Below are 26486 nucleotides of genomic sequence, written 5' to 3'. Positions count from 1 at the left end.
ATTATCCATCCTCCTGCGATAGCAGCGGAAGCGTGATGCAGCACTCCGTACCAATACCAGCCGCACTGTAAATCCGAAGGCCGTAATCTTCTCCAAACATCAGTCGGATTCGACTGTTGACATTCCGCAGCGCAATGCCGCCTCGCTGCTGACCGCTGACAGCTGTGCTGTCCCCTGCAAACTGTGCATTTAATCTTTCGACCTGTTCTTCCGGCATGCCGATGCCATCGTCGCGCACACGCAAAAACAGAGTCTGTTCACTGTTTTCCACAATGATCCGAACCGTACCATGCTCAATCTTACCTTCCAGCCCATGTGAAACCGCGTTCTCAACAAGAGGCTGCAAAATAAGCTTGGGCATGCGTGCCTCCAACAGATTTTCATTTTCCATTTCCAACTCCAGAGAGAGTTTGTCACCAAAACGGCAGCGCTGAATGGTAAAATAATTTTCAGCATTGTCCAGTTCATCGGAAAAGGTGACGTATTCCTGCACATTGGAAATGGTATAGCGAAAAAAAGTGGCTAAAGCCTCGGTAGTTTCAGCGATTTCTTCGCAATCCGACAGCAGCGCATCCGCACGGATCGCTTCCAACGCATTATAGAGAAAATGCGGATTGATCTGATTTTGCAGCGCGAGATATTCCGCCTGTTTCTGCCGTAACTTCGTAATTTCTTCACCATGCAGCCGGTCCTCAATAGCACCCAGAAATGCACTCAAATTCGGACTTCTGCTCCAGTCCAAACGCAGCACGGCTTCCAGATTTTTGTCATTTTTATAACGTCGAAGTGCACGCCAGAATTGCAATCCACCTCTCAACGACATAGGATCACCTTACTTGTACAGCTTTTTATAATCCGATGGACTTACGCCTGTCGTTTTTTTGAACAGGCGGGAAAAATACTTCAGATCCCGGTAGCCTACCATTTCTGCAACATCCTGAATGGACAAGCCATCCGCACAAAGCAGCTCTTTGGATTTATTGATCCGCAGCTCGGTCAAATAATCCATAAAATTCTGACCGGTCTCCTTTTTAAATAGGGCAGAAAAATAGGTTGCATTGAATCCAACCGCACTGCTGACATCCTCCAGACGCAATGCTTCTTGATAATGCTGCTGGATATAGCGCTTGGCTTCGGTGATCGGACGCGTTTCTTTTCGAGATTTTTCTTCCTTGAGCGACTGGATCTGCTGCCGGATGCCTTCTCGCAGCAATCGGAAAATATCTTGTGCGTTGGTGCATCGCCAGAATTTTTCCCGCATGGTTTCTGAAAACCGATCTTCTACGTTTCCGCTTTGCTTCATACCGTAATTGGCGGCATCCACAATCTGTTCAAACCAGTCTTCCAGCATTTGTCCATTCAGCGGTTTTCTTGGCAAAATACAACGATAACTATCATCCAATTCCTGTTGAAACCGGTCTTCGTCCAAGCATTCCGCCGCTTCCTGGAATCGCTTTTTCTGCGCAGGGTCCATTTGATACCGTTCGCCCAATGCAGGCGATTCGGCCTCCGCATCCCGCCATGGCTGCACCCGGCAAAGTCGATCCAGACAAAGCCACATCGCCTCACGCATAGAAATATCCATTTGCTCCAGACAGTTTTTCCGACTGCCCAAGCAGATTGTGCTTCGGATATCCCAAAACAAATCGCGCTGTTTTTCGATCTCCTTACGAATCTTCGTGAACGCCTGTTTAACTTCGACCGCCTGATAATTCCGCAGGAATAATATGGCTGCTACGCCTTCCTTTTGGACAGAAACTGCATATTCATCGGCCAGTTGATGAACCTCACGTCGCACAATCTCCAAAGCATGGTGCATGATCATCTGGTATCCATCTCGATACTGTTCTGCATTGGAGATATCCGGTTTGACCAGAACAGCGAAATAGCTGCCCGCTGCAAAGTGAAAGCCATATTCTGACGCTGCTTGTTCCGCGTTTAGAAAGGACTCATGTCGGGCAACAGCATTTTCAAGCGCAGCCATCAGCTGTTCCTGACACCGCTCCCCGCTCTTTTTCAACTGAAATTCCAGTTCCGCTTCCTCTCCCAGTTTATCCTTTAAGCGAAGCAGAATCCCGCACAGTTCTTCCTGCTTGAGCGGTTTGAGAAGATAATCCTCAACACCATATTTCAGGGCATTCTGTGCATATTCAAATTGGCGATACCCACTGATTACAATTGAATGCAATTTGGGCTGCAGCTCCTTGGCACGACGGATTAAATCAATTCCGTCACAACCGGGCATGCGTATATCGGTTATAAGCAGGTGAGGCTGCTTTTCTTTTACCAGCTCCAGAGCACGAAGGCCGTCATTGGCAATTCCGACGACTTCATAACCAAGCGATTGCCAATCAATTAGCTTCTGCATCAGCAAAATCACTTTGATTTCATCGTCTGCAAGAACTACCCTTAACATAATCCACCCCCGGTAAATACGGATGCTATAAGAAAAGGGAAAACGAATTCGTTTTCCCTTTTCCATATTCATCATAACACTTTAGCTGACGTTTGCCAAATGAAAATCATGCATATACGAATAAGGGCTCTTATTCGTAATCCGCAACATTGGATGCGTCGATCCAGGTGTTGTCAGTGATGATCACGTTCTCATCCAGCGTACCGCCGTCGAGCAGCGTAACGGCGGCTTCGATAGCATTGGCAGCCATTGCGCCGCCGTTCTGGGAAACCGTGCCGGTGATGCGGCCATCATTGATGGCTTCAAAGCCGTCCGGCGTACCATCGACACCCGCAATAACAATACCGCTGTTCGCACCAGCTGCATTGCCGGCGCCAACTGCCATGCCGTCATTCTCGCAGATGATCGCATCCAGATCATATGCGGACAGCCAGCTCTCCACCGTTGCCTGCGCGCTGGCAGTATCCCACTGGCAGTCTGCCGGTGCAACGACCTGAACCATGTCCGGATAATTCTTCAAAACATTCTCATAGCCTTCCATGCGCTGCAATCCACCCGAGTCACCGGAGGGGCCGGTCAGGATCGCGATGTTGCCTTTGCCATTCAGCAGATCCGCAACATGCTGCATTTCGGTCTCGCCAGCCTTGACATTATCGCCATAGGAAACCGCCGAAATGCCGTAATTTTCCCAATCGGTGCAAGCCGAAATGATGTTGATTACAACCACACCCGCATCCGCTGCGCTCTTGGCGGCATCACACAGGCCGTCTGGATCAACAGGCTCAAACAAAATCGCATTATAGCCTTCGGAGACACACTGCTCAATCTGGCTGATCTGCGTGGCAGCATCCTGATCCGCGCTCAGGATCGTCAGGTCAACGCCCATCTCCTCGGCCTTTGCCTCGGCTGCTTCGGATACTGCAATCTGGAATGCGTTGGTCTGATGCTGCTGAATCAGCGCAATCTTATACGCACCGTCGGTTGAATCTGTGCCTGCATCAGAATTCTGCGAATCATTGGTTGCGGTGTTGCCGCAGCCAGTTGCCACGCCCAGCGTCATTGCGCCAGCCATCAGCATGGCAAGAAGTCTCTTTTTACTCATTTTACTTCCTCCTCAAATGCATTTATGATAAGAACAGGACAGGATTTTGCCCTTGTTCCTAACATCCGTCAGTCTTTCTTACTCTTACCCTTGACATCAATCAGAACCGCCAGAACAATAATGGCACCCTTTACGATTTTCTGCCAGTGCGACGAAACACCCATGATATCCAGACCGTTTGCAATTACCGTAATCAGCAAGCAGCCGACGACAACCCCCCACGACTTGCCAACGCCGCCCGACATGGATACGCCGCCGACAACGCATGCGGTAATCGCGTCCATTTCGTAGCTTTCTGCTGCAGTCGGTTGTCCAATCGTAACACGAGAGGTCATCAGGAAGCCGCTCAAGCCTGCCAGCAAGCCGGCAATCGCAAAGGTGGAAATGCGGATCATCGTCGTATTGATACCAGAAACGCGAGCTGCCTGTAAGTTGCCTCCGCAGGCATAAACGCGACGACCATAAACCGTTTTAGATAACACGAAGGAACAAATCAGAATAACAATCACTAAGAAAATCGCCAACATTGGGATACCAGCAATCGAGTTTGCGGCAACCGCCCTATATTCCTGGCTGATACCGGTAATCGGCTTACCGTTGGAAGTCAAAAGTGCCAAGCCACGGACCGCGGTCATGGTACCAAGCGTCATAATGAACGGCGGCAAGTCGCCCACTGCGACGCCAACGCCGTTGACAACGCCGACGGCAAGTCCTGCCAGCATGGCGATAACGAGCGGTACGATCAGCGGATACTGTCCCTGCCCAAGCATTGCAGCTAAAATGCCTGCAAATGCAACCGTGGAGCCGACCGACATATCAAAACCACCGGCAATGATGACAAACATCATGCCAAATGCCAGAATGCCATTGATCGATGCCTGCTTTAAAATATTGACCAAATTGCTTGGCTGAATGAAGCTGGGCTTCAAGCAAGTCAACACAATTACCAACGCAATAAAGATCACGAAAATAAAATATTCACTGACCAGTGCTTTTGCACTTTTCGTCTTTTTCATAGTTTCCCCTTCCTTTATACCTCAATGGCTGAGGCGAGCGTCATAATCCGTTCCTGCGAGAACTCATCTCGTGTAACCTCGCCCGAAAGCTTGCCTTCGCACATTACCATAATCCGATCGCAAACACCCATCAGCTCTGGAATTTCCGAAGAAATCATGATAACCGCTTTACCTTGCTGCACCAAACTGCCCAGCAGCAGATAAATGTCGCGCTTTGCACCGACATCGATACCTCGGGTGGGTTCATCCAAAATAATAATATCCGGATCGTTCAGCAGCCACTTTGCAATAACCACTTTCTGCTGATTGCCGCCGGACAAATTACCAACAATCTGATCGCCGGAAGGAGTTTTGATATTCAGTTTTTTGATATACTCCATTGAGGCACTGCGTGCTTTATTTTTGTTATACAAACCATTGGTGACCAGTTTTTGAATGGCAACCATCGCAATGTTATCGTTGACCGAACCGCTTAGGTTCAGGCCGGTTACCTTACGATCTTCTGTGATTAAGGCGACGCCTTCCTTGATGATATCGTGTGGCGAGTGCACATTGACTTTTTTGCCCTTAACAAAAATTTCTCCGCCGGAAAGCTCATGCATACCGAAAATGCCTTCCACCAATTCGCTGCGTCCTGCGCCGACCAGACCGCCGATTCCAAGAATTTCTCCCTTACGGACAGAAAAACTGACACCCTTTACCTTGTTATCCGCACGGACAATATCTTTGGCTTCAAAAACGACATCGCCGATTTGTGCATCCAATTTCGGGAATACATCTGTAATCTCTCGACCGACCATCATTTTAATCAGCTGCGCTTCGTTTAGGTCTTTTGTGTCGCCCGAACCAATGTACTGACCATCACGATATACGCTGACACGATCACAAATGGTGAAGATTTCATCCATACGATGCGATATGTAAATGATGGCAACGCCTTTTTCTTTCAGCCTGCGAATATGGCCAAACAGCAGCTCCACTTCGCGTTCCGTGATGGCGGCTGTTGGCTCATCCATTATAATAACTTTTGCCTTGATAGAGATCGCCTTGATGATTTCGATCAACTGACACTGTGCAACGGTCAGATTGCGAAGCTTTTCCTTAGGAGATACGTGCAGTCCGCATTCTTCAATCAGCTTTTGCGCCTCTTCTATTTCTGCTTTGTTATCTACCAAACCGTGCTTACGCAGCTCCCGGCCTACAAAAATGTTTTCATACACGGTCATATCCAGAATCGGATTCAATTCCTGATGAATCATTGCAACACCATGATCCATAGCCTCTTTGGGATTAGAAACCTTATATGGCTGCCCATTAAAGAGGATTTCCCCGCCTTCATCCTTGGTGTAAATGCCCATCAAGATTTTCATCAGTGTGGATTTTCCCGCACCGTTTTCTCCCATAAGCGCATGCACTTCTCCGGGTTTTATCTGAAGCTGTACATGGTTCAGCGCTTTGACGCCGGGAAATGTTTTGCTGATATCCTTCATTTCCAGAATATACTCCATGCTTTTCCCTCCCCGCTTTTTCATTTCCTTGTGATAATTTTATCAAAGTATTTCATATTCTCAAACTTTCATTTTTCACATGAGGGGGGAGGATTTTTGGATATTTTGTAAAATAGTGAATATAGAACAAATCACTGATTTAATTTTGTAAATTTTATACATTAAAATTTGCATGTTTAAAGCATTCTATACATAAAAGAACCTTACTGGCATTGCATATTATCCAATATTCAACCTGAGGTTGATTTTAAAAACAAATGCGCATAAATTGTACTGCTATCCTCAGCCCGCCCCAAATTCCACTTCATGCATAAAGCACACACTGATTGTGCGCAGACACGGCCAAAGAATGGAAAACCTTCTCCTTTTACAACCATCTGTCCATTTTCAAGCAATCTGCCCACTTATTTATACAAGACGGACAATCCATACAGCAACCTCTTTTCTGCAAAGAACAGCCGAAATGCCGGCTGTTCTGTTTACTGTTTCTGCAGACTTTGATCAACAGGATGAACTCCGAATCTGACGTTTTTTCTTAATCTGTGCAAACAGTCAAAAAAGCCGCCTGTTCTTACGAACAAGCGGCTTTCTTGGTACGCCCGATGTACTCCAAACGCACAGTCTTCGGAGGCGGATCGGTTTGTTGCAACTGCTTTTCCATTGATTTTCGCTTTGAAAGTGCGGTTTTCTACTGTTTTTCTGCGTATCATCGCCTATTTTTCCAGAGATGAACACCGCCGAAAACAGGCTGCGGATGCCAAACCAGTATATATCAAAATGGATTCCTCGGCCCTAATAACGCCTGATTGATCACTATGGCAGTTAAAGTTGACATTAGAATTATATTTTACATGGAACGCAAAAAAGCGTTGCCCAAGGTAGTTAAAGCCAGTGAACAGGCACATGCCGACCAACATCGAGACATTATCCCGCACAGCGGGCGACGCGCCCGCGAGCGCCGCGACGCACAGCGGCTTGGCGATACCGTAGGCGAGCAGGTAGCACGCGGCGATGTTGACCGCGAAGCGCACGGCCTCACCCACGCTCTTCTCCCGGCTGCCGAAGGTGATATATTTGTTCAAGAAAAAGCTCAGAATGCTGGTCAGGATATAGTTTGCCGTGCTCGACACCCAGTAGGTGCAGTGCGCGAGGTTATACAGTCCGAACATGATCGCCGTGCCGACCAGCAGAAATATAGCGAGCTTGCGGTCGATCAGGCCGCGCAGCTTGTTCATCGCACGCCCTCCTCGGTCTCGCCCGCAACGCGCTCGACATTGACAAACGGCACCCATTTAATCTTGAAGCCAACCCAACCGAAAATACCCTTGGAAAAGCGGTTGTATTCGCGCATGGACAGGATCGCGTCCACCATTGCGCGGCGCATCAGGCGGTAGTCGCGCGCGCCGTCGACAATGTCGGCGTCCGAAATGCGGTTGATGAGCTTATAGAACATGCGCGCGAAGAACGAGCGGACCGGTGGTTCGCCCTCGCGCGTGGTACGGCGGGTGGCGGCGCAGTCGTAACCCTCCTCGGTCACAGCTTTGTAAAGCTCGGGCAAAAGCGACGGCGGATCCTGCAGGTCGGCGTCCATGGTGGCAACAAAGTCGCCCGTCGCGGCGTCTAGCCCAGCCAGTATGCCGGCCTCCTTGCCAAAATTGCGCGAAAACGAGACAAAGCGCACGCGCTTGTCCTGTGCGGCTAGACGGCGCAGCGTGGGCAGCGTGTCATCCTTCGAGCCGTCATCGATGAACACGAATTCAAACTCCGTATCGTCCATCTCGCCCGCTACGCGGGTAATCTCCTGATAAAAGAGTGGCAGCGCAGCCTGCTCGTTATAGCAAGGCACAACAATCGAGATTTTAGGCATGGTTTTTCTCCTTTCCAAGCAGTCGGTCGAGGCCGAGCGATGCGCCGCAGAACAGAAACAGCTGTGGCAGATAGGCATAGCGCGGCTGCACTTCGATCAGCAGGAACGCGCAGAATGCAGCGAACACAACGAACAGCGGAAGATAGGCCGCGGGCGTGCGGCACGGGCGGTACAACCCGAAGGCTGTCAGCAGCAGCGCGGCATAGAACAGCAGCCGGTCCATTTGCCGGATGTTGTTATAGATCAGCGTCAGCCAATCATGTAGCTGCAGATGGCCGAACGCCCAGTTCAGTGCGTCATCGCACCAGAGTAACTTGCATTTATGTACCGCATGCAGGAGCAGTGCTTTCGGCCCGGCGTACAGGCGCTCGGAGAGCAGTTCATTCTGCATTTGGTAGGTCGCATCCGTCGGATGACCGGTTTCGTCAAATGTGGGAGCCAGTTGATTCCAATCACTCTGGGAATAGCCTCCCTCTGTATCAAAATTCAGTCCGGTGACGAATTTCCAGGCGGGATAACCGTTTGCCGTGCCGTTTTCGTTCAGTCCGGACGCGCGTACGGCGGCATCCGCGCCCACGCTGACCGCTCCATAGACCACCAGCAGCGCTGCTATGCCGCACAGGATGCGCTTGAACGTCTCCAGCCGACGCAGCACGGTGAAAACCGCATACGCCAGCACAGCGACCACCAAGATAATTCCCTCGCTGCGCAGCAGATTGCCCGCCTGCAGCGCAAGGCCGGCAAGCGGAAAGCGCCAGAAGCCCAGCCGCGTGCAATCCTGACAGGCGACCAGCCACACGCCAAGCGTCAGAAAAAACGCCGACGCAATCTGGTTGGTGAGTACTGTGGGCAAGGTCAATACAAAAGGGAACGCCGTCAGCAGCAGCATGGCAGCCTGCGCCGCGCTCTCGTGTACATGATCGCGCACCAGACGGTAGAGCAGGCACACCGTACCTGTGCTGAGCAATGCGCCAACGAATTTGAGCACCAGTGGATTGTTCCAAACCGCAAGGAACATTGCCTGCCAGGCGATGAACACGCTCTGATACGCCCACAGCGAAAAATACAGCTCATACTGAAACGAGGTATCGCCAGCCAGCAAGCTTTGCGCAGCCCCAAACATGAGTCCGAAATCGCTGATGATCGGCGGATGGAGCACCAGAAGGATCGCCACACGCAGCAGCAAACCGCCGATCAACAGCCAAAGCGTGAAATGCCGGATGGTTATGCGCCCGCGTACCATCCAGCCAGCGGCAGCAATGACGCACAGACCGGCAAGCCATCCGCCGGAAAGCAGGATACCGATGGCGGCAAGAACAAAACAGATCACAAACAGTCGTTGAATCACATGAAAAGCATGATGCATGCTATCCACCTCTTCTTCAAAAAACGAATCTACACATTCAAAATCGGATTGAAAGTAACTTTGAAAATTTAATGGGGGTTCTATTCCCTGTTGTGCGTTATCCCCACTATCTGTCCATATTCGAAGTGTATCATGCAATTTTTCGAGATTTTCCGTCAATTGACCCAAAGAAGCATGAAAAGGCACCCTCCTCTGGGTGGCCTTTTTCGTTTCATAGCCTCAACATAGGCCGAGTAATTCGCCCAACTCCATCTACTCAAGCACGCGGCACACATACCCGACCACGCTTTCCACGTCCTCCGCCTCGCTTTGGTATCCTCCCTGTCAGTATTCGCGCGCCGGCTCGGTGCGGCGGCGACGGGTCTTGGCATCGCGCATGACTTGGAGTGCCTCAGATGGAACTGAAATATAATGCAGACTATAAGACTGGTGCAATAAAATTAGCCGATGTGCTCGGAGTAGGCGCAGCGCGTCGGCAACTGGGTATCTCCCCAAAAACCGTATATAACTGATGTCGAGCAAAGCGACTTGCCAAAGGAGAGATTCTTGGCATACAACAAAGGCTTTTCTGGTGCAAGCTGGCAGCGATGCAAAGTGCACTTCATGCGCAACATTCTAGCGCATGCGCTCCACAAGGAGAAAAACATTTTTGCACAGCAGCTGAAGGCCATCTGGCTGGTGCCTACCAGAGAGCAGACCTGCAAACAGGCAGAAGAGTTGTACCAGCTATATGAGCGCCGCTTTTTTAAGGCGAACCGCTGTCTTGAGGATGGTCTGGCTTTCTATTCTTTCCCACAGCTGGACGCCAAAAAATACCTTCCGCCAATGCGCTGGAACGCCTGAGCCGAGAGATTGGACAACGCACCAGTGTTGCGGGAATCTTTCCCAGCTCAAATGCTTACACCAGATTGGTGACCACTTATCTCATGGAGTATGATGAGGACTGGTCTGCCTCCAGAGCTTATCCCAGTGAGCAATCTGTTCAGGCGACACTTCAATCAGCGGCTTAACTTTGGTTTTCACAGAAACCCTTTTTGCAAACTTTCCTTGATGCAGGCTTGCCCATAGAATGCATATTTGCCGTAATATACCCTAAAAGAACCATACCTACAGTTATAACAAAAAACCGGTATCTGCATGATACCGGTTTTCTTTTACGCCTTTCTCCAAGAAACACATAATCCGAACGTCTCTTCCAAGAAGAATACGTTCGGATTATTGATATCTGGTACGCCCGATGCGATTCGAACGCACGGCCTTTGGAGTCGGAGGGGTTTGTCGCGACTGTTTACCCGCTGATTACTGCTTTAAAAGTGCAGTTTCTGACCGTTTTTCCGCGTTATATTACCTGTTTTTCAGGAGAGGCCAGTCGCCAAAAACAAGCTGCGGACGCCAAATATGGACGCCAAACCAGCATACCTCAACGCAGCTTCTATATCCCTATAACGCCTGAATACGCAGCGGAACCTGAAGCTGCTGCGCCTTGGTCAATGCGCTGTGAAACACTTTAAGCAAATCTTCGCCACTGCTGGTCACAAAATAATTGCTGAGGTCTGTGATCGAGTCGCTGATCTGATCGCCCCATGGCGGCATCAGCGAACGATCCTCGATATCCCAGATCACCTGATCGGGCGCAAACCGAGCAAGACCCTTCTCTATCTGCGCCAACTCTTCTGCCGCCTGCCGCAAATGTTCCGCAGACAATTCACCCTGATATAACTCCTGCATGATATAGGGATATTTGCTGCCCCATTGTTCGTTCTCCAGCCGTCCACATACGGTCGAGAAAAACGCATGAAGAAAATCGCCGCCACCGATCGTGTACAAATACCGCTTTACCGTAAATCCTACTGCCATATCGCACCTCCTATTGTACTTTAAAATAAATATTGGGTCCATACGATGTTCGTACCATAATTATATCATATAGTTCATTTAAAACGGAATCCCCTATAGCCTGTCCTCGAATATCAATTACAAATGTTTGAATAGTTCCTGAAGGCAACTCTGCTACTCTACGGAAATACTGATTCGTAATATTGCGAACTAGATTGTTACGTTTTACCGCTGTGCTGATATCATAGTTTTTATAATCAATACTACTCCCTTTACAATAGAAATCCGGACGAACACTTCCTTTTGTTCCGTACGGTACAAGTTTCCCTTGTAAAAATGATTGTTGCGGCAAATGATCCGGATAATCCAGTGCTCCATCCAGTTCGGATTGTCTCCAACTTGGGCGCGATCCTGTCCGGGATAATGTATTTTCATTTCTTGCATGCAATCCATTACTGTTGTGCGCCTCTAAGCGAATAGACGAGTTTGGTTGCAGCGCAGCATATGAAGCATACAGCACTGACACTATCCCCAACGAATTCAACCAATGTTCCAAAGATAATGGTTCTTCCGGATCAATCGCACCTTTCACCATATCAGCCATTCCAAGGGTGGCCCAATTGAGCAAGTTGTATGCTGAAGGCTGTTCCCATAGTTTTTCATTCCGTTCAGCTAACCCATCAACAAAACCACTCACCATGCCCATAGTGAGCCAGTCGAGAAAACCTGACAGAGTTCCTCTATCCAATCGCTCCTTTTGCGAATCAGCAAACCCTTTTAGTAATGAAAAAGCATCAGATGGAATACGCAGCAAAGGATCATACCAGTTTGTGTCTTCTTCTAGATTGTTCAATACAATCCTATCTGACTCTGGCACAATTGTGCAACGACAATTCGGATGCAACGGTGGTAGTAAATCCAATTGTACTAGCTGCTCCAGTGTATAAGTTCGTTGACTTTGTGAAAGACATGTGCGGCAAGTGCTATCCGTCACCTCAATGATGTAGCGAAAATGGTCATATCCCGCCGTAACAAACTGTTGCAATATTCGATACCAACTTGCCTTGGAATAGTACACTTCAATGTCAGCTGCCAACTTATTTACTGCTTTGGTCATAGTCTGCTCCAATGCACTTGCATTCTGAGCTACTGTATTTCCTTGGCGAAAACAAGCAGAGAGTGTACCCCTTAATTCATGCATCGTTTGCTCTTGAAATGATAGCAAGCGATTATTCATCTGTTGACGGATGATCTCTGGTGTCTGCTCATCTCGCATAAAGAAAGGTTTTGTATATGCAGCTATTCTGTCATAAATTTGTGCTTCCAATAATGCTGACCGAGTACAGGGACCAAGCAATATTTCTTTTTCTTTATCTCCCTGTGGTTCTGACAAGGCTATTCGTTCTTCTCGTGTAAGTAGGGCATTCGTAATTGCAGATATGTTTGTTCCCGTATCCTTCAGATACCTTGCGTAAAACCATGCTATTTGCTCTTTGATTTGCCGAGTTACGTTTATCGAATCTTGCAATGTCAATTCTTTAATTTTCTGCATGCGCTTACTCCCTTCTCAAACCCACTTTGCGGTTAGTTGATAGAATAAGCGGAAATGATTTAATTCACAAGAGCAATGATTTGCGCACCTCATATACCCCATTTTCCTATTGAAGTTCCAACAACTCCAAAGCAAATGCCTTCAAAATCATTCTAAAACCTGCATTATTGCTATGTTAGCTCCCTGCAAGGGGGGCATATTTTTTACACGCCTTCTGACAAGAAAATAAATCCATTCTGTCAGGAGGTTTTTCCTATGAGCAAAAAGATATTGACACATCAAAAGGCGCAAATCCGCCTGGAACCTGATGGGTTCTCCATTCATACTTTTGAACTATCTATGCAGCTCGGTAAAGCCGAGTGGGACAACTGCAAAGAGCAGCTTTACGCTGATCAAAAAATATCCAACGAAACCTGCATCTACGCGGACAAATCCTGTAAAGGCGTGTATATCTGCATGAAATATGCAGATATCGGTATTCGCATCTGCTTAGAGCATACGTCAGACAAAAAGGAAAGTAAGCACTACTACGTTCGTATGGTCGTCAATCCGCGCACACTGATCTACCCGCAAAGCGGTTATCTTGGCATCCTGCCGCCGGATGAAACCAGCATCGAACTGCTGGAAAAGGCATTCTATTCCGCACTTCGGAAATCACCATTTGAAAGGGAGATTGATCGATACTATCTCACTCGAGTCGATCTGTGTACTAATATCCGATGCGACAACAAAAAGGTGTTCCGCGAACTGGTCCGGCTGCTGCGAAAAACAGCAACGCCCAAGAAATACGAACGCAGGTTCTACCAACATAAAGACAAGAAGAAAGCCAACCAATATAACAAGCACTACATCCGAATCGCCTGCGATTCTCAGGAGCTGGTCATCTACGACAAGACCTATCAGATGAACGAAAACGATCTGGTGGTGGACTACGAAAACCTGCCTTCGGGTGTATTGCGCATCGAAGTCCATTACGGCCGGGACAAGCTGCGCCGTCTGGAAAAAAGCAGCGGAACAGATGATCCACTCGACCTGCTCTGGCAGTTGATGCAGGAGAGCGAACAGCGTATCTGCAAGCTAGTGGGAAAGTGCTATCCGGATCAGCCATACCTCAGTTATGAGGATGGTCTTGCCGCCATAGACAGCCATGATAAATTTCCGCAGCCTGTGAAAGACACGATGAGTACCTTACTGACTAAAATGCGTCGCACACAGAATATCGACAACGCATTTCAAGCAATGGAGCAGCAGGGTATCAAAACAGACGGTTTGCTCAATAAATTTCGCAAGCTCGGTATCAATCCCATTCCATTGCTCGAAAGATATAGCACAAAGCACATGCCCAGTCTGCTGGAAAATCGCATGCCCAGCCTAACAGAAATTCTCCATTCTGTCAGCAATCAGCCGGTGAATGTTGCGCTTTACCATTGGAAATGGAAATAACCTCCCCTTTTCGTCCTATTTCCCTCTATAAACCAGCGCTTTTTGAAGTGAATTACCTAACATAGAAATAAGACGGCATGAAATACGGTGCGCTGCATCTTCCCGTGCCGCCAAATTCCAATTCACGTTAAGGAGTGTTATCGCATGAAATACATCAGCTATAACGATATGAAGGACTTCTACACCATTGCCGAGGTTTGTCGTCTGTTCGAGATGGACAAGGCCAACCTCAGGCGATATGTCGAGAAATACAGCATTTCACCGCAGGAAGACCAGTACGGCAACTGGGGCTTTCGCAAAGTTTTGGTACGCAAGCTGCATAATTTCATTTACCGGGAGCAGCGCAATGCCACTGACGGCGGCAGCTACTCCTCTTGGGGCAATACCAATCCGGAAAGGAAGTCTGGTCCATGGGCATGAGTGAGATCCTGACAGTGAAAGAAGCCGCCGCGCAGCTGAAAACCACTCGCCAGCAGATTCGCAAAATGATCGCAAACGGAGAACTCCCGGCCGTTAAAGTCGGCCGGGAGTGGCGGATTACCATGGAAAGCATTCTACTTTTTCTGGAAAACACGTTATAATTACAATACTTTCAATTCATCGAAGCGATTTTATATCGTTACATTGGACATCACTGCAGGTAGCTTCATCCATAACTACATATAAGAACTTGTCTTATAAATAAAAAAACTATCTTCTGCTGCAACGGACACCTGACATGTTGATCGACAAGCTGCTATCCCCATACTCTGTGCAAGAAATAACCAGTTGCGACCCTTCCGGACGAAGTTGCGTTATTGCAGTAGTTGCCGCCATTGTATCAAACTGTTCCGTTTGATAATACGACCCCATCTTGACAAGCTTTGCCGGTTCCAATGTGCCATTGAACCGAAGGCCGGTTCCCTGCACTACCGTCAGCGTCAAATAATAATCATTTCCTATTTTTTCAATCGAAAGCCCACTATCCGGAGTGTTCACAAAGTACCATTGACCCACATAGTTATCCAAAGAAGGTTCACTTGGTTCATTCTGCAATACAAAAGTTTTGCGCTGAGAAGGGTCAATCATGCGCGCAACAATTGCAGCAACTTCTGCACGTGTGATATTCGAATCCGGATGGAAGGTACCTTGGCTATCACTTCCCGTCAAAATGCCTGCGCGGTACAACGCATAAACCCGCTTGTTGGCATCCATGAATACGATATTGTCCACATCAGGAAGCGATCCATTTGCCACGGTATTGATTGCGGTGTATTCACTCGACGGCATCGCGGCATACATCAAATATGCAAAATAGCTTCTGCTAGCCGGTGTATCTGCTACCTTAGTGCCCCCATCCACCATATATGCCATGGAGCAAATCTCACGGTCGATGTGCTCCATGCAGTATTCTATATATGGGGTATACCAAGCCCCTGACTTTGCAGGGATGGTATTGCCATGATAGGTCGCATGAATGCGCGCTACCAACGTCTGCACTTCCGCCACCGTAATATTATCCTCCGGCGAATAGGTCGTGTTGCTTGAACCATTCACCAATCCAAGCTCATAGGCAGTCTTTACATTGTCATAGTACCAAGCATTTGCAGCTACATCTGAAAATTGACCGGAATAAGTACGTTGTTGCGTAAAGTCACTTAATGCAGCGCCTGCCACAGGCAGCATCCCTCCAAACAAAGTAAGCGCTGTCAGTGCCAATGCCATTTTTCTTTTCATCATCTTCATCATTGTTCCCTCTTTCATTCATTGTTCTTCTGATCAGAAAAATACGCTATAATACCATCACACACCCCCTGTGCCAGTTGATCCTGATAGCTTTTGGTTTCCATCAGCGCATCCTCCTCCGGGTTGCTCATGAAGCCCATTTCGATTAAAATCGTCGGCACTTCTGCGAAATTAAACCCTGTTAAATCAGAGCGCTGCACGATGCCGTTATTTTTCGCACCGGTAGCCTTGATGGCAGCCGTCAACACATATTCTCCGGCAAGGCGACTTGGCTCCACAATCGACTGCGAAGCAAGCTGCTCTCCATACGGCACCAGCATGGACATTCCATGTACCGAAGAGTCAGTCGAACCATCGGCGTGAATGCGGATACACAGATCCGCCTGCTTCTCATTTGCTAGCTTTGCTCTCTTATAGCTGGTCATATCGCTTTCATGAGTCGTGCGCGTCATTACAATCGTCGCGCCCTGCTTTTCCAACAGCGCCTGCAGCTTCAAGCCGACCGACAAGTTCAGTTGTTCTTCTGTTTGATTTTTGCCCGTTGTGCCGCCCACAAACGCCTCTTTTGTCTCGCTGCTATAGGGATTGATCGGTTCCTGTTCCCGCAAATTGGTAACCTCATGGCCAGGGTCTACACAGATCACTTTTCCCTCCAACGGCAAATTCTTTTCCGGTTGCACCATCTCCTGTTCGTCTTGCTTCACCTGTTGCTGAGATGATACGGGTTCTGTCTGACCAGATACGCTTTCCGTTTTTTGTTTGAGACTGAATGCACAACCACTTAGGCACATAGTAATTAGCAAGCAGCAAAGTATTTGCTTCATTGGTTCCACCCGCGTGCTTTTTCATAGGCAAGAATGGTTTCAACATTCTGTTTTTCTGTTGTATTCAGCATATCGTTGGAGAATGCAAAGTTTGGTACATACCATGTAGCTGTGGCAAAGAAATCAGCCCATTCCTGCGAAGAGAATGTATAGCCATGACGTGCATAGATTTCATTTCGGATAGCGGCAACCTCCATGCGGGTCAACTCGTTCAGATCTGCATCCGTAATCGTCAACGTATCGGTCGGCCAAAGATGATCTTCACCGATCGTATATCCACCCAAGCCATCCATTCCATTGGAGTAGGTATGATCCTCGTGATAGAACTTATAGGATTGCGTCTGCGGCGCACTTTCCGGCTCAGATATGTTTCCTGCCGTATCATAATCTCGCGTACAATGCTCATGCGACATGGCGAAGCTATAATTGCCGCTGCCATCCACAGTAATCGTTAAATACAGTTCTCCATCCTCAAAGTCCAAAATGATATCGCCCGTGTTGCCGCGATCATCTTCATAATAACCGCCCGCTTGGGTCCCCTCGTAATTGAGTTCGATCTGCGCATACTCAATGTTGGTGACACGATCGCCTTGATTCCATACTCCATTTGCAGAGAAATAAAACTGATCGTTGTTATTTTCGATGGTAAAACCAACAAAGCCATCCATGTAACTGTTATACCGATCCACCATCCAAGAGCCCACATAATCATTCATATCGATTGCGTAAGCTTGTGAATCCAAAGAATCATCCGTTTCTGGAGATATTGGCTCTATGGAATCAACAATTTCCTGATTTGGTACCATATCATCTAATATCTGTTCATTCGCTCCACTAAACGCGCCAATCAACGCACTCATCAAAAGCGAAGACAAAATACTCATAAGAAGCATATAGGCAATCCAACTGACAAACCAAGTTAAAATAGCCCTGCCGATGGAGGGATCCGGCTTCAAATCATGTCTTGCCACTTTATCTTCGACATGACGCATATAAATTTGATTAAACCGTTTTGATAGTAAAAGCGCTGCAACCCAAAACCATATCGAAACCGGTATGGAAAGGCATTCCACAATAATTCCAAGGATAAATTGAATCTGTAGCAACAGTATACCAAGCACCTGTAGGCCGATACTCAGTATCAAAGGTAGGCGAACTGCTTTCAGCCACTCTCGCCATACATTGCGATAGGATGCATGACCTATACCAAGAAAGAACGATGCCCAATTTATTTTGCTTTTGGCACCCTGTCGCATGCGAACAAATTGAGTCAAATAGTACTCTGCATTCTTCCCGATGATCTGCTGCACAACTGTTTCCGAATTCGTTTCTTCTGACCCTGTATTTGATGCACTCGTTGCGGATTGTTCTGCTGTCTGCTGTTGAGAGAATTGGATTCCATCCTGCGTTTTGGATACCCTATGGGACTCGGTTGTAGAGGCTGTCTCAGGCTGTGGTGGATCAGACTTTTGCGCTTGTCCGTTTGAGAATTCTGATACGATTTTTGCACCGCAATTCGTGCAAAACGCACTTCCATCCGGCAATTCTTTGCCGCACTTTGTACAAAACATATGTATTACTCCTTACTTTTTATGAAAACAATGCCTGTAAGAAAGCATATCCTAACAAAGAATCTGTATTCCCTGTATAGACGTACTCCAGCAAAGCTGAAATTGATAACGCGTCAGTATAATACTCCCCATCGACCGCAACGGATTCCACACGGAAGCGATTATCTAAAACTTTGAACACGATTTCCCAATCAGTGACCGTATCGGAATCATAGCCTGTGAACGTGACATACGTTATATCCCCACTATTTTCCGACGACCATGATCCTTTTAAAAACCGTTCTTCAAACGCTTCGCCTACCGTTTTATCTGAATAATCATCGAAGGTGCCGTTCTGGACAATACTGCTGGCTTTATCCTCAGACAAAATTCCAATTACAAACAAGATAACCACAACGATACCGATTCCCGCCAGTACTTTCGTCCAGTTCTTTTTCTTTGGGCGTACCATACTAAAATCCGTGATCGGTTGAGGATTTCCGGTTTGATCCTGCGTATAAGTACCCGTACCTGCTGAAGCTGTATTGGCAGCTCCTCCAATCGGAGTTCCGCAACTACCACAGAATTTCGTACCCGACTCCAGCTTTGCACCGCATTTCGGACAAAACAGTGCACTGTTCTGCTCTGGCACTGTAGCGCCACATTTATTGCAAAATTTCGCATGATCTGGTAGCTCAGCACCGCAATTTATACATCTTTTGCTCATTTCAACTCCCCCTGATCATTTCAATCTTTATAGGTATTATTATACAATACTTTTAAGGATTTGCGCAATACTAATTGTGAAGATATCGTAATACCAAAGGGCAGGTGAAGCTATGTATTGTGCAATCGATATCGGAAGCCGCATCCGATACTTCCGTAAGCTGAAAGGATGGAGTCAGGAAACTTTAGCACTACAGGCAGAGATCAACCCCGCATTCTTAGGACATTTGGAACGCGGCCTTAAGAGCCCAACCGTAAAAACGCTGGAAAAGATCGCTTGCGCGCTAGATATTTCAATGGCAGAACTATTCGCCGAGCCGAAACCAGTCAGCGGAGAAAAAGATGCCATATTGACGGAACTGCACGATCTGCTTCAAGGCCTTTCTGTTAATAATCTAAACAAAATTGCAATCATCTTACAGAATATCTTATCGCTTGAGTAAATAATGGCCGCTTTTTCACATCTGAACCTGCAGCCATATCAAACACATACTATAATAATAGAGCCACTGGAACGACACGTCGTTCCAGTGGCTATTTTCGTTTTCAAAGGAGAATTGCCTATGTTTCAAAACCCGAAGTACTTGACCCGCGGCGTGCAGCATGGCCTTCCCGCTTGGTTGGTGATCCTGCTCTGGAGCCTCATTGACCGCATCCCGGACGAACAACGCGATTACTTGCAGGTATTCCAGTTGACGCGCACCGCAGCCGGACAGCACATCGCCCACTCACAGGAACAGCCGCCTTATTCCTACGAAATGGACGTTCCCTGCGGCAACGCGGTGAGCGCCAAAATCTATGTCATTGACGATCAAACCCACAGCACCATGCTGCTGGCCGAAGAATATTAGGGGAGGAAAATACTATGCAAGAAACCTACACCTGTGATAACTGCGGAGCTGTCCACCCGCTTGATGAAATGTTCCACGTTGGCGAGGATGTGCTCTGCCCGGACTGCGCAGGCGACCTGACTATCCTGTGTGACGAATGCGGCACGCGCATCTACATCGACGATGACGAAGGTGACGATACCCATGTCCTCTGCCACGCCTGCCGGGAGCGCTTTTATACCCACTGCGAACGTTGCGGCGCGTTGATTACAAACGACTCTGTCTACCAATATGGCGGCGAAGATCTGTGCCGTGATTGCTATGATGACCGTTGCGAGTCCGGACCGATCCATGAATATAGCTATATGCCGGAACTGGTGTTCCACGGCAAGGGGCTGCGCCGCTTTGGTGTGGAACTCGAGATCGACGAGGGCGGAGAAAGCACCGCGCACGCACGCCGTTTTCTCGACATTGCCAACCGCCATTCTGAAAACCTGTACATCAAAACAGATGGCAGCTTGGACGACGGCCTTGAACTCGTCACCCACCCGATGACGCTGGACTATCATCTGAACGAAATGCCGTGGGAGGACATCCTACACGAAGCCAAGCACCTCGGTTACCGCAGCCACGGTGCAGGCACCTGTGGGCTGCACGTTCATATTTCGCGCATGGCGTTCGGCTGTACTTACGAGACACAGGAATCCTGTATCGCGCGGCTGGTGTACTTCGTCGAAAAGTTCTGGCCGGAGTTGCTGCGGTTCAGCCGGAGGACGCAGGCACAGCTCAATCGCTGGGCAGCACGTTACGGCATGAAACTGTGTCCACGGGAACAACTCAACCACGCGAAGGACTCCTGTGCCGGACGGTACACCGCCGTTAACCTTACCAATGCGGACACGATTGAGCTTCGCCTGTTCCGTGGCACGCTAAAACTGAACACTTTAATCGCCACTTTGCAGATGGTAAACCACCTCTGTGAGGTGGCGATTTCGCTTTCCGACGCGGAATTGCAGGACTTGAGCTGGTTCGATTTTCTCGACCGTATCGAAGAACCCGAGCTGATCCAGTACCTAAAAGAACGTCGGCTCTATGTCAACGAGCCGGTAAACACCAACATAGAGAATGAGGAGGCATGCTGATGTGCAGTTTATTCGGACTAATTGATCACCAAAACAAGCTCACCACGCGCGAAAAGAACCGCATTTTGAACACTCTTGCCCGCGAATGCGAGGTGCGTGGCACGGATGCGACCGGCATCGCCTACCACTTCGGCGGACGGCTGCGCATCTTCAAGCGCCCGCTGCCAGCCCGCAAGCTGCGCTTGCGCGTGCCGAGTGATGTGAACGTCATCATGGGACATACCCGTATGACGACACAGGGCAACGAAAAGTTCAATCAAAACAACCATCCATTCCCTGGCAGCATCAATGGCAAAACCTTTGCCCTCGCGCATAACGGCATCCTGTGGAACGATAAGCTCCTGCGACAACAGGAAAACCTGCCGCAGACCAGCGTCGAAACCGACAGCTATGTTGCTGTGCAGCTCTTACAACAACAAAACGCCCTCGACTTTGCCAGCCTGAAAACCATGGCCGAACAAGTCGAGGGCTCTTTTGTATTTACGGTATTAGACAGTGAGGATGCCATCTGGTTTGTCGTGGGTGACAATCCGCTGTGCCTGTTTCACTATGATGGTTTTGTCCTCTATGCTTCTACGCAGGACATTCTGGTTAAGGCAACCAAGCGTCTGCGGCTGGGCAAACCGGAAAGCGTACAGCAGCCGGAGGAAGGTGAAATCTTGAGGATCGACAAACATGGCTCCCAAACCACCGACAGCTTTATGCCGCGCACGACCTATCCACACTGGTGGCGCTATTCCCCGTGCTACGGCTACCCTTGGGACGAGGATGGCGGTCTGCATGACGAGCTGGTCGCCGCTGCCAAAGCGATGGGCGTAAGCGAAGCCGAGGTGCAAGCGCTCTTAGACTACGGCTGCGACCCGGACGAGATTGAGGAGCTGCTGTACGACCCGGCGCTGCTGCACGAAATGACCGGCGAATTACTATACGCATATTAAAAGGGGGAATCATCACACATGGGGCAATTTCCAAAGCATTCGAGCTGCTCGGCGCATTGGTCGAGGTTGTGATCGAGATTGCAGAGAAGTCCGCGAAAAACAGCAAACCACCAGACAAATAGCCTGTCAATAGGGTATACCCTACTGACACACGCGAAAAGTATGGCAATAGGGTCGGTTTTGGGGTTTTGCAATATGTCAAAACGGAACCCGACCCTATTGCAACACTTCGACCCGATTCGACAGCATCTTGCTTTACGGGCAGAGCGATTTTTGTTATAATGAGGACAATCTAACTAGGAGGGATAATATGCTGCCCGAATCGACCGGCATCCGCGATGTCGTTTTGAAACAGATCTGCGATCTCGCGGCACAATATGGCTTGTGCCAGGTGGTCTTGTTTGGTTCCCGCGCGCGTGGCGACTTCAAAGAACGCAGCGACATCGACCTTGCGGTCAGCGGCGGTGATATTTCCGGCTTCGCGCTTGCGGTAGACGAAGAGACTGATACCCTGCTGCAATATGACGTGGTCAATCTAGATTGTACCGTGGATGAGGCGCTGCTTGAAAATATTGAGAAGGACGGAAAAGTGCTTTATGAAAAAGTTTGAGAATTTCTGCAAGGCGCTGCACAATCTGGAGGATATCCAAAATTATCAGCCGCCCTATGACAATGTTGTACTGACCGGGCTGGTTTCGCTCTATCAAATTTGTTTTGAGCAGGCTTGGAAGGCCATAAAAGAGGCGATGGAAAACGAAGGTGTCAACACCGCTGTGACCGGCTCGCCGCGCAGCATTATCAAGGAAGCCTATCGACTGCATATGATCGACGATGAGGCTGCTTGGCTAAACGCATTGCAGGCGCGCAATCTCGCGTCACACGCGTACAACCAGCAAACCGCCCTTGAGATCATTTCGCAGATCAGCAGCACCTATCTACCGCTGTTCCGCGCATTGCAAACATCCATTGAGCAAAACTGGGTGCATTAGCGGAAATTATGCTATGATCGAGGGGTTCTACTATGAAAAAGAAACTTCTTTCCGCTCTGCTTGCGCTGACAATGCTGTTGCCGAGCACGTTTGCTGTTGACCTGTATGTGGACGGCGGCGCGCTGCAAACCGATGTGCCGCCGACCATCCTGAACGGTCGTACACTGGTGCCACTGCGCGCAATTTTTGAAGCGCTGGACGCTGATGTGACTTGGGACAACGCTACGCAGACCGCTTCGGCTCAAAAGGCCAGCACGACTGTACAGGTTACCATCGACAACACGACCGCCTATGTCAATGGGCGCGCGCAAACGCTGGACGTTCCCGCTAAGCTGATCGGTGGTCGCACCATGGTGCCGGCGCGCTTTGTCTCCGAGTCATTGGACGCACGCGTGCTGTGGGACGGCAATACAGAAAGTGTATATGTTATCACCTCCGACCATGAATCGCTTGTTGTGGAGTATCTGGATGTCGGGCAGGCGGACAGCATCTTGTTGTCGAGCGACGGCGAATACATGCTGATCGACGCGGGCAACAACGAGGACGGCGACGATATTGTCAGCTATCTGCGTGATGTAGGCGCGGATGAATTGAAGTATGTGGTTGGCACCCACCCGCATGCCGATCACATCGGCGGCATGGATGACGTCATCCTTGCACTTGATGTAGACAATGTACTGCTGCCAGACACGACTACCAACACGCAGACATACACGGATGTGCTGGATGCAATCGAGACAAAAAATGTTTCTGTGACCGTTCCGATCGCGGGCCAGGCCTTCCAGCTGGGCGACGCGACAGTCTCGGTCGTGGCCGCGCAGCAGGCAGATAATCTGAACAATACCTCGATCGTTCTTAAAGCAACCTATGAGAATACATCGTTCCTGTTTATGGGTGACGCGGAAACCGAAGTCGAGAATGCCATCCTGTCGGCGGGTACGAATGTTAAGAGCAATGTGCTCAAGGTTGGCCACCATGGGTCAAGCACATCCACGAGCAGCGCGTTCCTTGCTGCGGTTTCGCCGAACGCCGCGGTGATTAGCTGCGGCGCGGGCAACAGCTATGGACATCCGAGCGCCACGACGCTGCAAAAACTGACCGGCGTGCCAGTCTGGCGTACCGATTTGAACGGCACAATTATTGCCATGACCGACGGCCAGACCTGCCGCCTGACAGCGGAAAAGGGAACGGCCGCGCTTAAACCGCCTGCAACAACGCCTTCCACTCCGTCCGAACCATCCACACCCAGCACCTCGGTCGATGCAGGCGGACAAGAGGACAGCGTCCCGTCCACTGTATACATCACGCCCAGTGGCAAACGCTATCATTATGAGGCCAGCTGCGCGGGCAAGAATGCCACGCCGACCACGTTGTCGAACGCCAAGTCGCTCGGTCTGACGCCATGCCAGAAGTGCGCAAGTTGAGCATCGCTAAAAATGCATATACAGTAAGGTAAAGCCTGCCGGATTTTCCGGCAGGCTTTTTCCATCCGTTGGACGGAACCAAAAGGAGGCAGTCATATGAACATCGGCTATGTCCGCGTTAGCACGGAGGAGCAGAACCCCGCCCGGCAGCAGGCGCTGCTGCGCGATCTGGGCGCGGACGAGATCTTCATCGACAAGGCGAGCGGCAAAAACACCGACCGCCCAGAACTGCAGCGCATGATGAGCTACGTCCGAAAGGGCGACACCGTGATCGTCGAGTCGATCAGCCGCTTCGCCCGCAATACGCGCGACCTGTTGGAGTTGGTGGAGCATCTGACAGCCAAGCAGGTCGAGTTCGTCTCCAAGAAGGAGGTGATCGACACCACCACCCCGACCGGCAAATTCATGCTGACCATATTCGCGGCGGTGGCTGAGCTCGAGCGGGAGTACATCCTCCAGCGCCAGCGCGAGGGCATCGCCATCGCCAAGTCACAAGGCAAGTACCATGGCCGCGCGCCCCTTCCCCTGCCGGATAACTTCGAAGCCGTCGCCACCCGCTGGCAGCGTGGCGAGATCACCGCCAAGGAAGCCATGCGGCAGACGGGATTAAAATCCAACACGTTCTATCGCAGAGTGAAATACGCACAAAGCCATATCGCATCATTCTAATCGCTGGGGTATCTGGGAGATTCACCCAGATACCCCAGCATCAAGATAACATCCGCCATATAATAATGATTCGGTTGCTTTGCAAACCATCTAGATGCAATGCAACGTAAGTTACTGCAACCATGCTCAGTTACCAGTCAAATACTAGTTGCTTTTGATTTCTCTTCAGATGTACTATTCATATTTTCCAACCTTATTGTATTGCAACGCAGTAATATAATAGCGCAGTAATGTCCAATAATAACTTTTCATCCCAGCACATCCCGCAGGAATAAATATCTTGTTTTATAAGCTCGGTGAAAACTTTTATTATTTCGGCAGCTTGATCCCCATATTCATTTTTTTAACTTTCTGATTATCTTTATAACTCGTTACATATTGAGGAAGTTGCTCTCGAAGATGAACCATCTTTTCATAAGATAATTTACAATATAACGCTAAATCAAGAGCTAATCTATCTGTTCTGCAAAATAACATTCCAAAAGGCTTACATGTTAGCTTTTTAAATGTAGGTTTTATTTCGCGCAATTCTAGATCTGCATAGTTCCTTAATCCAACCTGCATACCCTGTGATTGGTTAAAGGGTTTAAAAACCAACATGGGTTGATAAAACTTATCCATCGCTTTCAATTATTTTCTTAAAAACTATGAAATTGAATCCTATATTTTATCTGCACCTCTACTTCGTCGAACACTTGAGAAACTGAACCCAAACAAAGAAATCCCCTCGATAGAAGAACTTGAAACGGAAATCTGTAAATCACTACAAAATACCATTCAATTAGCTAAATATGATTACTGTACTGTCATTGAGGATAATCTCCAAAAATTATCATCTTTTGACGGATTAGAATTATATCGCTCCAGCAATGAATACCGAAGGAAAGCAAAAGAAATACGTACAGCTAACGAAACGCTTACTGAGATTGATGAATTGAGAAGATCCGGAATGGGGAAAGAGGGGCTTAAGCAGATTTTATCTTGGCTCAATGAAGAAAAAAAGCTGAAAGTATCAAAGAAAGCCATAATTGCGGAATTACAGATTGATGATATTCCTAACGAAATTAGAGAATTTTTATCCAGAATTAAACAAGCAATGTATTAAACCATATGATAAATCCTCTTGCTGACAGCCTGCGAACTATTGATATGCCTGACTTTTCCAAGTCCTATAATTACACTCCGACCACTTGGAGCACCTTCCCCCTTTTGCGTTTTCCACTGTCTTTGGCTCCCGTCATGGACGCCAAGACGGACGCCAAAGCCGTCACCCCTTATTTTATCCACTCTAAAAAGTTACAAAAAAGCCGCCTGTTCTTACGAACAAGCGGCTTTTATGGTACGCCCGATGCGATTCGAACGCACGGCCTTTGGAGTCGGAGTCCAACGCTCTATCCAGCTGAGCTACGGGCGCGGGTACAAAAGGTATTATACCATTTACTGTCCCGTTTGTAAAGCATTCTCCTCGGTCTTTTTCTTTTTGGGTTGTAGGAGTACAATACATCTTGGACAGTTGAATAAAAAAGGGATGAAGGATAGGGCCACATCGGTTAAAGTTGAGTT

At 48.7% G+C, this 26486-nt stretch carries 26 protein-coding genes, 1 tRNA gene and 2 pseudogenes; 13 read left to right on the top strand and 16 right to left on the bottom strand.

The annotated features are described in order from the left end of the window. Position 1: 1 nt before the first annotated feature. From ACESSO_RS15725 to ACESSO_RS15690, 8 genes and pseudogenes are all read right to left on the bottom strand, one after another. The gene (locus tag ACESSO_RS15725; protein WP_373166490.1) at positions 2-823 is read right to left on the bottom strand and encodes a sensor histidine kinase; all 822 of its coding nucleotides are present in this window, start codon (positions 821-823) and stop codon (positions 2-4) included. A gap of 9 nt (positions 824-832) precedes the next feature. After that, complete coding sequence (locus ACESSO_RS15720; protein ID WP_373166489.1) at positions 833-2416, bottom strand: response regulator; 1584 nt, start codon at positions 2414-2416, stop codon at positions 833-835. 130 nt (positions 2417-2546) lie between these two features. Further along, a complete protein-coding gene (locus ACESSO_RS15715) occupies positions 2547-3518 on the bottom strand; it encodes a sugar ABC transporter substrate-binding protein (protein ID WP_373166488.1) in 972 nt (323 codons plus the stop codon). A gap of 68 nt (positions 3519-3586) precedes the next feature. Continuing rightward, positions 3587-4534 carry an ABC transporter permease gene (locus tag ACESSO_RS15710; protein WP_373166487.1) on the bottom strand — a complete coding sequence of 316 codons (948 nt, stop codon included), beginning with the start codon at positions 4532-4534 and terminating at the stop codon, positions 3587-3589. A gap of 14 nt (positions 4535-4548) precedes the next feature. Next, positions 4549-6042 carry a sugar ABC transporter ATP-binding protein gene (locus ACESSO_RS15705; protein ID WP_373166486.1) on the bottom strand — a complete coding sequence of 498 codons (1494 nt, stop codon included), beginning with the start codon at positions 6040-6042 and terminating at the stop codon, positions 4549-4551. Between the two features lie 713 nt (positions 6043-6755). Next, complete coding sequence (locus tag ACESSO_RS15700) at positions 6756-7277, bottom strand: GtrA family protein (RefSeq protein ID WP_373166485.1); 522 nt, start codon at positions 7275-7277, stop codon at positions 6756-6758. A gap of 11 nt (positions 7278-7288) precedes the next feature. Continuing rightward, a pseudogene (locus tag ACESSO_RS15695) lies at positions 7289-7909 on the bottom strand (glycosyltransferase family 2 protein); the annotation flags it as partial. Continuing rightward, positions 7902-9275 carry a glycosyltransferase family 39 protein gene (locus ACESSO_RS15690; protein ID WP_373166484.1) on the bottom strand — a complete coding sequence of 458 codons (1374 nt, stop codon included), beginning with the start codon at positions 9273-9275 and terminating at the stop codon, positions 7902-7904. The pseudogene ACESSO_RS15695 and the gene ACESSO_RS15690, both read right to left, overlap by 8 nt. A gap of 603 nt (positions 9276-9878) precedes the next feature. On the opposite strand from ACESSO_RS15690, the pseudogene ACESSO_RS15685 reads away from it, so the two are divergent. Next, positions 9879-10285 (top strand): annotated as a pseudogene (locus ACESSO_RS15685) (transposase). A 430-nt stretch (positions 10286-10715) separates the two neighbouring features. On the opposite strand, the gene ACESSO_RS15680 reads toward ACESSO_RS15685, so the two are convergent. Continuing rightward, positions 10716-11132 carry an immunity 70 family protein gene (locus ACESSO_RS15680; protein ID WP_373166483.1) on the bottom strand — a complete coding sequence of 139 codons (417 nt, stop codon included), beginning with the start codon at positions 11130-11132 and terminating at the stop codon, positions 10716-10718. Positions 11133-11142: 10 nt separating this feature from the next. Beyond that, positions 11143-12663 (bottom strand): hypothetical protein, encoded by a 1521-nt coding sequence (locus ACESSO_RS15675; protein WP_373166482.1) that lies wholly within the window; start codon positions 12661-12663, stop codon positions 11143-11145. Between the two features lie 255 nt (positions 12664-12918). Here ACESSO_RS15675 and ACESSO_RS15670 point away from each other — a divergent pair, with 255 nt between their 5' ends. The 3 genes from ACESSO_RS15670 (at position 12919) to ACESSO_RS15660 (ending at position 14687) form a co-directional block, all read left to right on the top strand. Further along, a complete protein-coding gene (locus ACESSO_RS15670; protein ID WP_373166481.1) occupies positions 12919-14106 on the top strand; it encodes a hypothetical protein in 1188 nt (395 codons plus the stop codon). Between the two features lie 144 nt (positions 14107-14250). Then, positions 14251-14526 (top strand): MerR family transcriptional regulator, encoded by a 276-nt coding sequence (locus ACESSO_RS15665; protein WP_373166480.1) that lies wholly within the window; start codon positions 14251-14253, stop codon positions 14524-14526. Then, positions 14523-14687 (top strand): helix-turn-helix domain-containing protein, encoded by a 165-nt coding sequence (locus ACESSO_RS15660; RefSeq protein ID WP_373166479.1) that lies wholly within the window; start codon positions 14523-14525, stop codon positions 14685-14687. The genes ACESSO_RS15665 and ACESSO_RS15660 overlap by 4 nt, the downstream gene beginning before the upstream one ends. Before the next feature lie 109 nt (positions 14688-14796). On the opposite strand, the gene ACESSO_RS15655 is transcribed toward ACESSO_RS15660, so the two are convergent. Genes ACESSO_RS15655 through ACESSO_RS15640 form a run of 4 tightly spaced genes read right to left on the bottom strand, consistent with a single transcriptional unit; the run spans position 14797 to position 18932 of the window. Beyond that, positions 14797-15849: an S-layer homology domain-containing protein gene (locus ACESSO_RS15655; protein ID WP_373166478.1), complete on the bottom strand. Its 1053-nt coding sequence runs from the start codon at positions 15847-15849 to the stop codon at positions 14797-14799. Then, positions 15846-16622: an N-acetylmuramoyl-L-alanine amidase gene (locus tag ACESSO_RS15650; RefSeq protein ID WP_373166535.1), complete on the bottom strand. Its 777-nt coding sequence runs from the start codon at positions 16620-16622 to the stop codon at positions 15846-15848. Before ACESSO_RS15650 ends, ACESSO_RS15655 begins: the two co-directional genes overlap by 4 nt. A gap of 29 nt (positions 16623-16651) precedes the next feature. Continuing rightward, positions 16652-18226 carry a YARHG domain-containing protein gene (locus ACESSO_RS15645; protein WP_373166477.1) on the bottom strand — a complete coding sequence of 525 codons (1575 nt, stop codon included), beginning with the start codon at positions 18224-18226 and terminating at the stop codon, positions 16652-16654. Between the two features lie 19 nt (positions 18227-18245). Continuing rightward, positions 18246-18932 carry a zinc ribbon domain-containing protein gene (locus ACESSO_RS15640; RefSeq protein WP_297283147.1) on the bottom strand — a complete coding sequence of 229 codons (687 nt, stop codon included), beginning with the start codon at positions 18930-18932 and terminating at the stop codon, positions 18246-18248. Between the two features lie 112 nt (positions 18933-19044). Here ACESSO_RS15640 and ACESSO_RS15635 point away from each other — a divergent pair, with 112 nt between their 5' ends. The 8 genes from ACESSO_RS15635 (at position 19045) to ACESSO_RS15600 (ending at position 24923) form a co-directional block, all read left to right on the top strand. Continuing rightward, positions 19045-19374 carry a helix-turn-helix domain-containing protein gene (locus tag ACESSO_RS15635; protein ID WP_373166476.1) on the top strand — a complete coding sequence of 110 codons (330 nt, stop codon included), beginning with the start codon at positions 19045-19047 and terminating at the stop codon, positions 19372-19374. Positions 19375-19494: 120 nt separating this feature from the next. Then, complete coding sequence (locus ACESSO_RS15630) at positions 19495-19782, top strand: DUF960 family protein (protein ID WP_373166475.1); 288 nt, start codon at positions 19495-19497, stop codon at positions 19780-19782. 14 nt (positions 19783-19796) lie between these two features. Next, positions 19797-20903, top strand: coding sequence for a zinc-binding protein (locus tag ACESSO_RS15625; RefSeq protein WP_373166474.1), 1107 nt, complete (start codon positions 19797-19799; stop codon positions 20901-20903). Beyond that, a complete protein-coding gene (locus ACESSO_RS15620) occupies positions 20903-21841 on the top strand; it encodes a class II glutamine amidotransferase (protein WP_373166473.1) in 939 nt (312 codons plus the stop codon). Before ACESSO_RS15625 ends, ACESSO_RS15620 begins: the two co-directional genes overlap by 1 nt. 310 nt (positions 21842-22151) lie before the next feature. Beyond that, entirely contained in the window at positions 22152-22451 is a 300-nt protein-coding gene (locus ACESSO_RS15615) for a nucleotidyltransferase family protein (RefSeq protein WP_373166472.1), read from the top strand. Beyond that, on the top strand, positions 22438-22830 hold the full coding sequence (locus ACESSO_RS15610; RefSeq protein ID WP_373166471.1) for an HI0074 family nucleotidyltransferase substrate-binding subunit: 393 nt from the start codon (positions 22438-22440) through the stop codon (positions 22828-22830). The genes ACESSO_RS15615 and ACESSO_RS15610 overlap by 14 nt, the downstream gene beginning before the upstream one ends. A 32-nt stretch (positions 22831-22862) precedes the next feature. Beyond that, positions 22863-24254, top strand: a complete 1392-nt coding sequence (locus ACESSO_RS15605; protein WP_373166470.1) for a stalk domain-containing protein — start codon at positions 22863-22865, stop codon at positions 24252-24254. Positions 24255-24350: 96 nt separating this feature from the next. Continuing rightward, positions 24351-24923 (top strand): recombinase family protein, encoded by a 573-nt coding sequence (locus ACESSO_RS15600; protein ID WP_373166469.1) that lies wholly within the window; start codon positions 24351-24353, stop codon positions 24921-24923. Between the two features lie 309 nt (positions 24924-25232). Here the strand turns inward: ACESSO_RS15600 and ACESSO_RS15595 are convergent, their stop codons facing one another. Further along, complete coding sequence (locus ACESSO_RS15595; protein ID WP_373166468.1) at positions 25233-25553, bottom strand: hypothetical protein; 321 nt, start codon at positions 25551-25553, stop codon at positions 25233-25235. A 304-nt stretch (positions 25554-25857) separates the two neighbouring features. Here ACESSO_RS15595 and ACESSO_RS15590 point away from each other — a divergent pair, with 304 nt between their 5' ends. After that, complete coding sequence (locus ACESSO_RS15590; RefSeq protein ID WP_373166467.1) at positions 25858-26028, top strand: hypothetical protein; 171 nt, start codon at positions 25858-25860, stop codon at positions 26026-26028. A 232-nt stretch (positions 26029-26260) separates the two neighbouring features. Here ACESSO_RS15590 and ACESSO_RS15585 read toward each other — a convergent pair. Next, positions 26261-26337, bottom strand: a tRNA-Arg gene (locus tag ACESSO_RS15585). Positions 26338-26486 lie beyond the last annotated feature (149 nt).

The organism is Agathobaculum sp. Marseille-P7918 (genome assembly GCF_964248325.1).
Classification (GTDB): Bacteria; Bacillota; Clostridia; order Oscillospirales; family Butyricicoccaceae; genus Agathobaculum.
Note: the sequence above shows the minus strand (reverse complement) of the source record. Positions and strands in the feature narration are given on the sequence as shown.

Coding starts and splice junctions, on each gene's coding strand:
- ACESSO_RS15725 (WP_373166490.1), bottom strand. CDS start 823: ATGTCGTTGAGAGGTGGATTGCAATTCTGGCGTGCACTTCGACGTTAT.
- ACESSO_RS15720 (WP_373166489.1), bottom strand. CDS start 2,416: ATGTTAAGGGTAGTTCTTGCAGACGATGAAATCAAAGTGATTTTGCTG.
- ACESSO_RS15715 (WP_373166488.1), bottom strand. CDS start 3,518: ATGAGTAAAAAGAGACTTCTTGCCATGCTGATGGCTGGCGCAATGACG.
- ACESSO_RS15710 (WP_373166487.1), bottom strand. CDS start 4,534: ATGAAAAAGACGAAAAGTGCAAAAGCACTGGTCAGTGAATATTTTATT.
- ACESSO_RS15705 (WP_373166486.1), bottom strand. CDS start 6,042: ATGGAGTATATTCTGGAAATGAAGGATATCAGCAAAACATTTCCCGGC.
- ACESSO_RS15700 (WP_373166485.1), bottom strand. CDS start 7,277: ATGAACAAGCTGCGCGGCCTGATCGACCGCAAGCTCGCTATATTTCTG.
- ACESSO_RS15690 (WP_373166484.1), bottom strand. CDS start 9,275: ATGCATCATGCTTTTCATGTGATTCAACGACTGTTTGTGATCTGTTTT.
- ACESSO_RS15680 (WP_373166483.1), bottom strand. CDS start 11,132: ATGGCAGTAGGATTTACGGTAAAGCGGTATTTGTACACGATCGGTGGC.
- ACESSO_RS15675 (WP_373166482.1), bottom strand. CDS start 12,663: ATGCAGAAAATTAAAGAATTGACATTGCAAGATTCGATAAACGTAACT.
- ACESSO_RS15670 (WP_373166481.1), top strand. CDS start 12,919: ATGAGCAAAAAGATATTGACACATCAAAAGGCGCAAATCCGCCTGGAA.
- ACESSO_RS15665 (WP_373166480.1), top strand. CDS start 14,251: ATGAAATACATCAGCTATAACGATATGAAGGACTTCTACACCATTGCC.
- ACESSO_RS15660 (WP_373166479.1), top strand. CDS start 14,523: ATGAGTGAGATCCTGACAGTGAAAGAAGCCGCCGCGCAGCTGAAAACC.
- ACESSO_RS15655 (WP_373166478.1), bottom strand. CDS start 15,849: ATGAAAGAGGGAACAATGATGAAGATGATGAAAAGAAAAATGGCATTG.
- ACESSO_RS15650 (WP_373166535.1), bottom strand. CDS start 16,622: ATGTGCCTAAGTGGTTGTGCATTCAGTCTCAAACAAAAAACGGAAAGC.
- ACESSO_RS15645 (WP_373166477.1), bottom strand. CDS start 18,226: ATGTTTTGTACAAAGTGCGGCAAAGAATTGCCGGATGGAAGTGCGTTT.
- ACESSO_RS15640 (WP_297283147.1), bottom strand. CDS start 18,932: ATGAGCAAAAGATGTATAAATTGCGGTGCTGAGCTACCAGATCATGCG.
- ACESSO_RS15635 (WP_373166476.1), top strand. CDS start 19,045: ATGTATTGTGCAATCGATATCGGAAGCCGCATCCGATACTTCCGTAAG.
- ACESSO_RS15630 (WP_373166475.1), top strand. CDS start 19,495: ATGTTTCAAAACCCGAAGTACTTGACCCGCGGCGTGCAGCATGGCCTT.
- ACESSO_RS15625 (WP_373166474.1), top strand. CDS start 19,797: ATGCAAGAAACCTACACCTGTGATAACTGCGGAGCTGTCCACCCGCTT.
- ACESSO_RS15620 (WP_373166473.1), top strand. CDS start 20,903: ATGTGCAGTTTATTCGGACTAATTGATCACCAAAACAAGCTCACCACG.
- ACESSO_RS15615 (WP_373166472.1), top strand. CDS start 22,152: ATGCTGCCCGAATCGACCGGCATCCGCGATGTCGTTTTGAAACAGATC.
- ACESSO_RS15610 (WP_373166471.1), top strand. CDS start 22,438: ATGAAAAAGTTTGAGAATTTCTGCAAGGCGCTGCACAATCTGGAGGAT.
- ACESSO_RS15605 (WP_373166470.1), top strand. CDS start 22,863: ATGAAAAAGAAACTTCTTTCCGCTCTGCTTGCGCTGACAATGCTGTTG.
- ACESSO_RS15600 (WP_373166469.1), top strand. CDS start 24,351: ATGAACATCGGCTATGTCCGCGTTAGCACGGAGGAGCAGAACCCCGCC.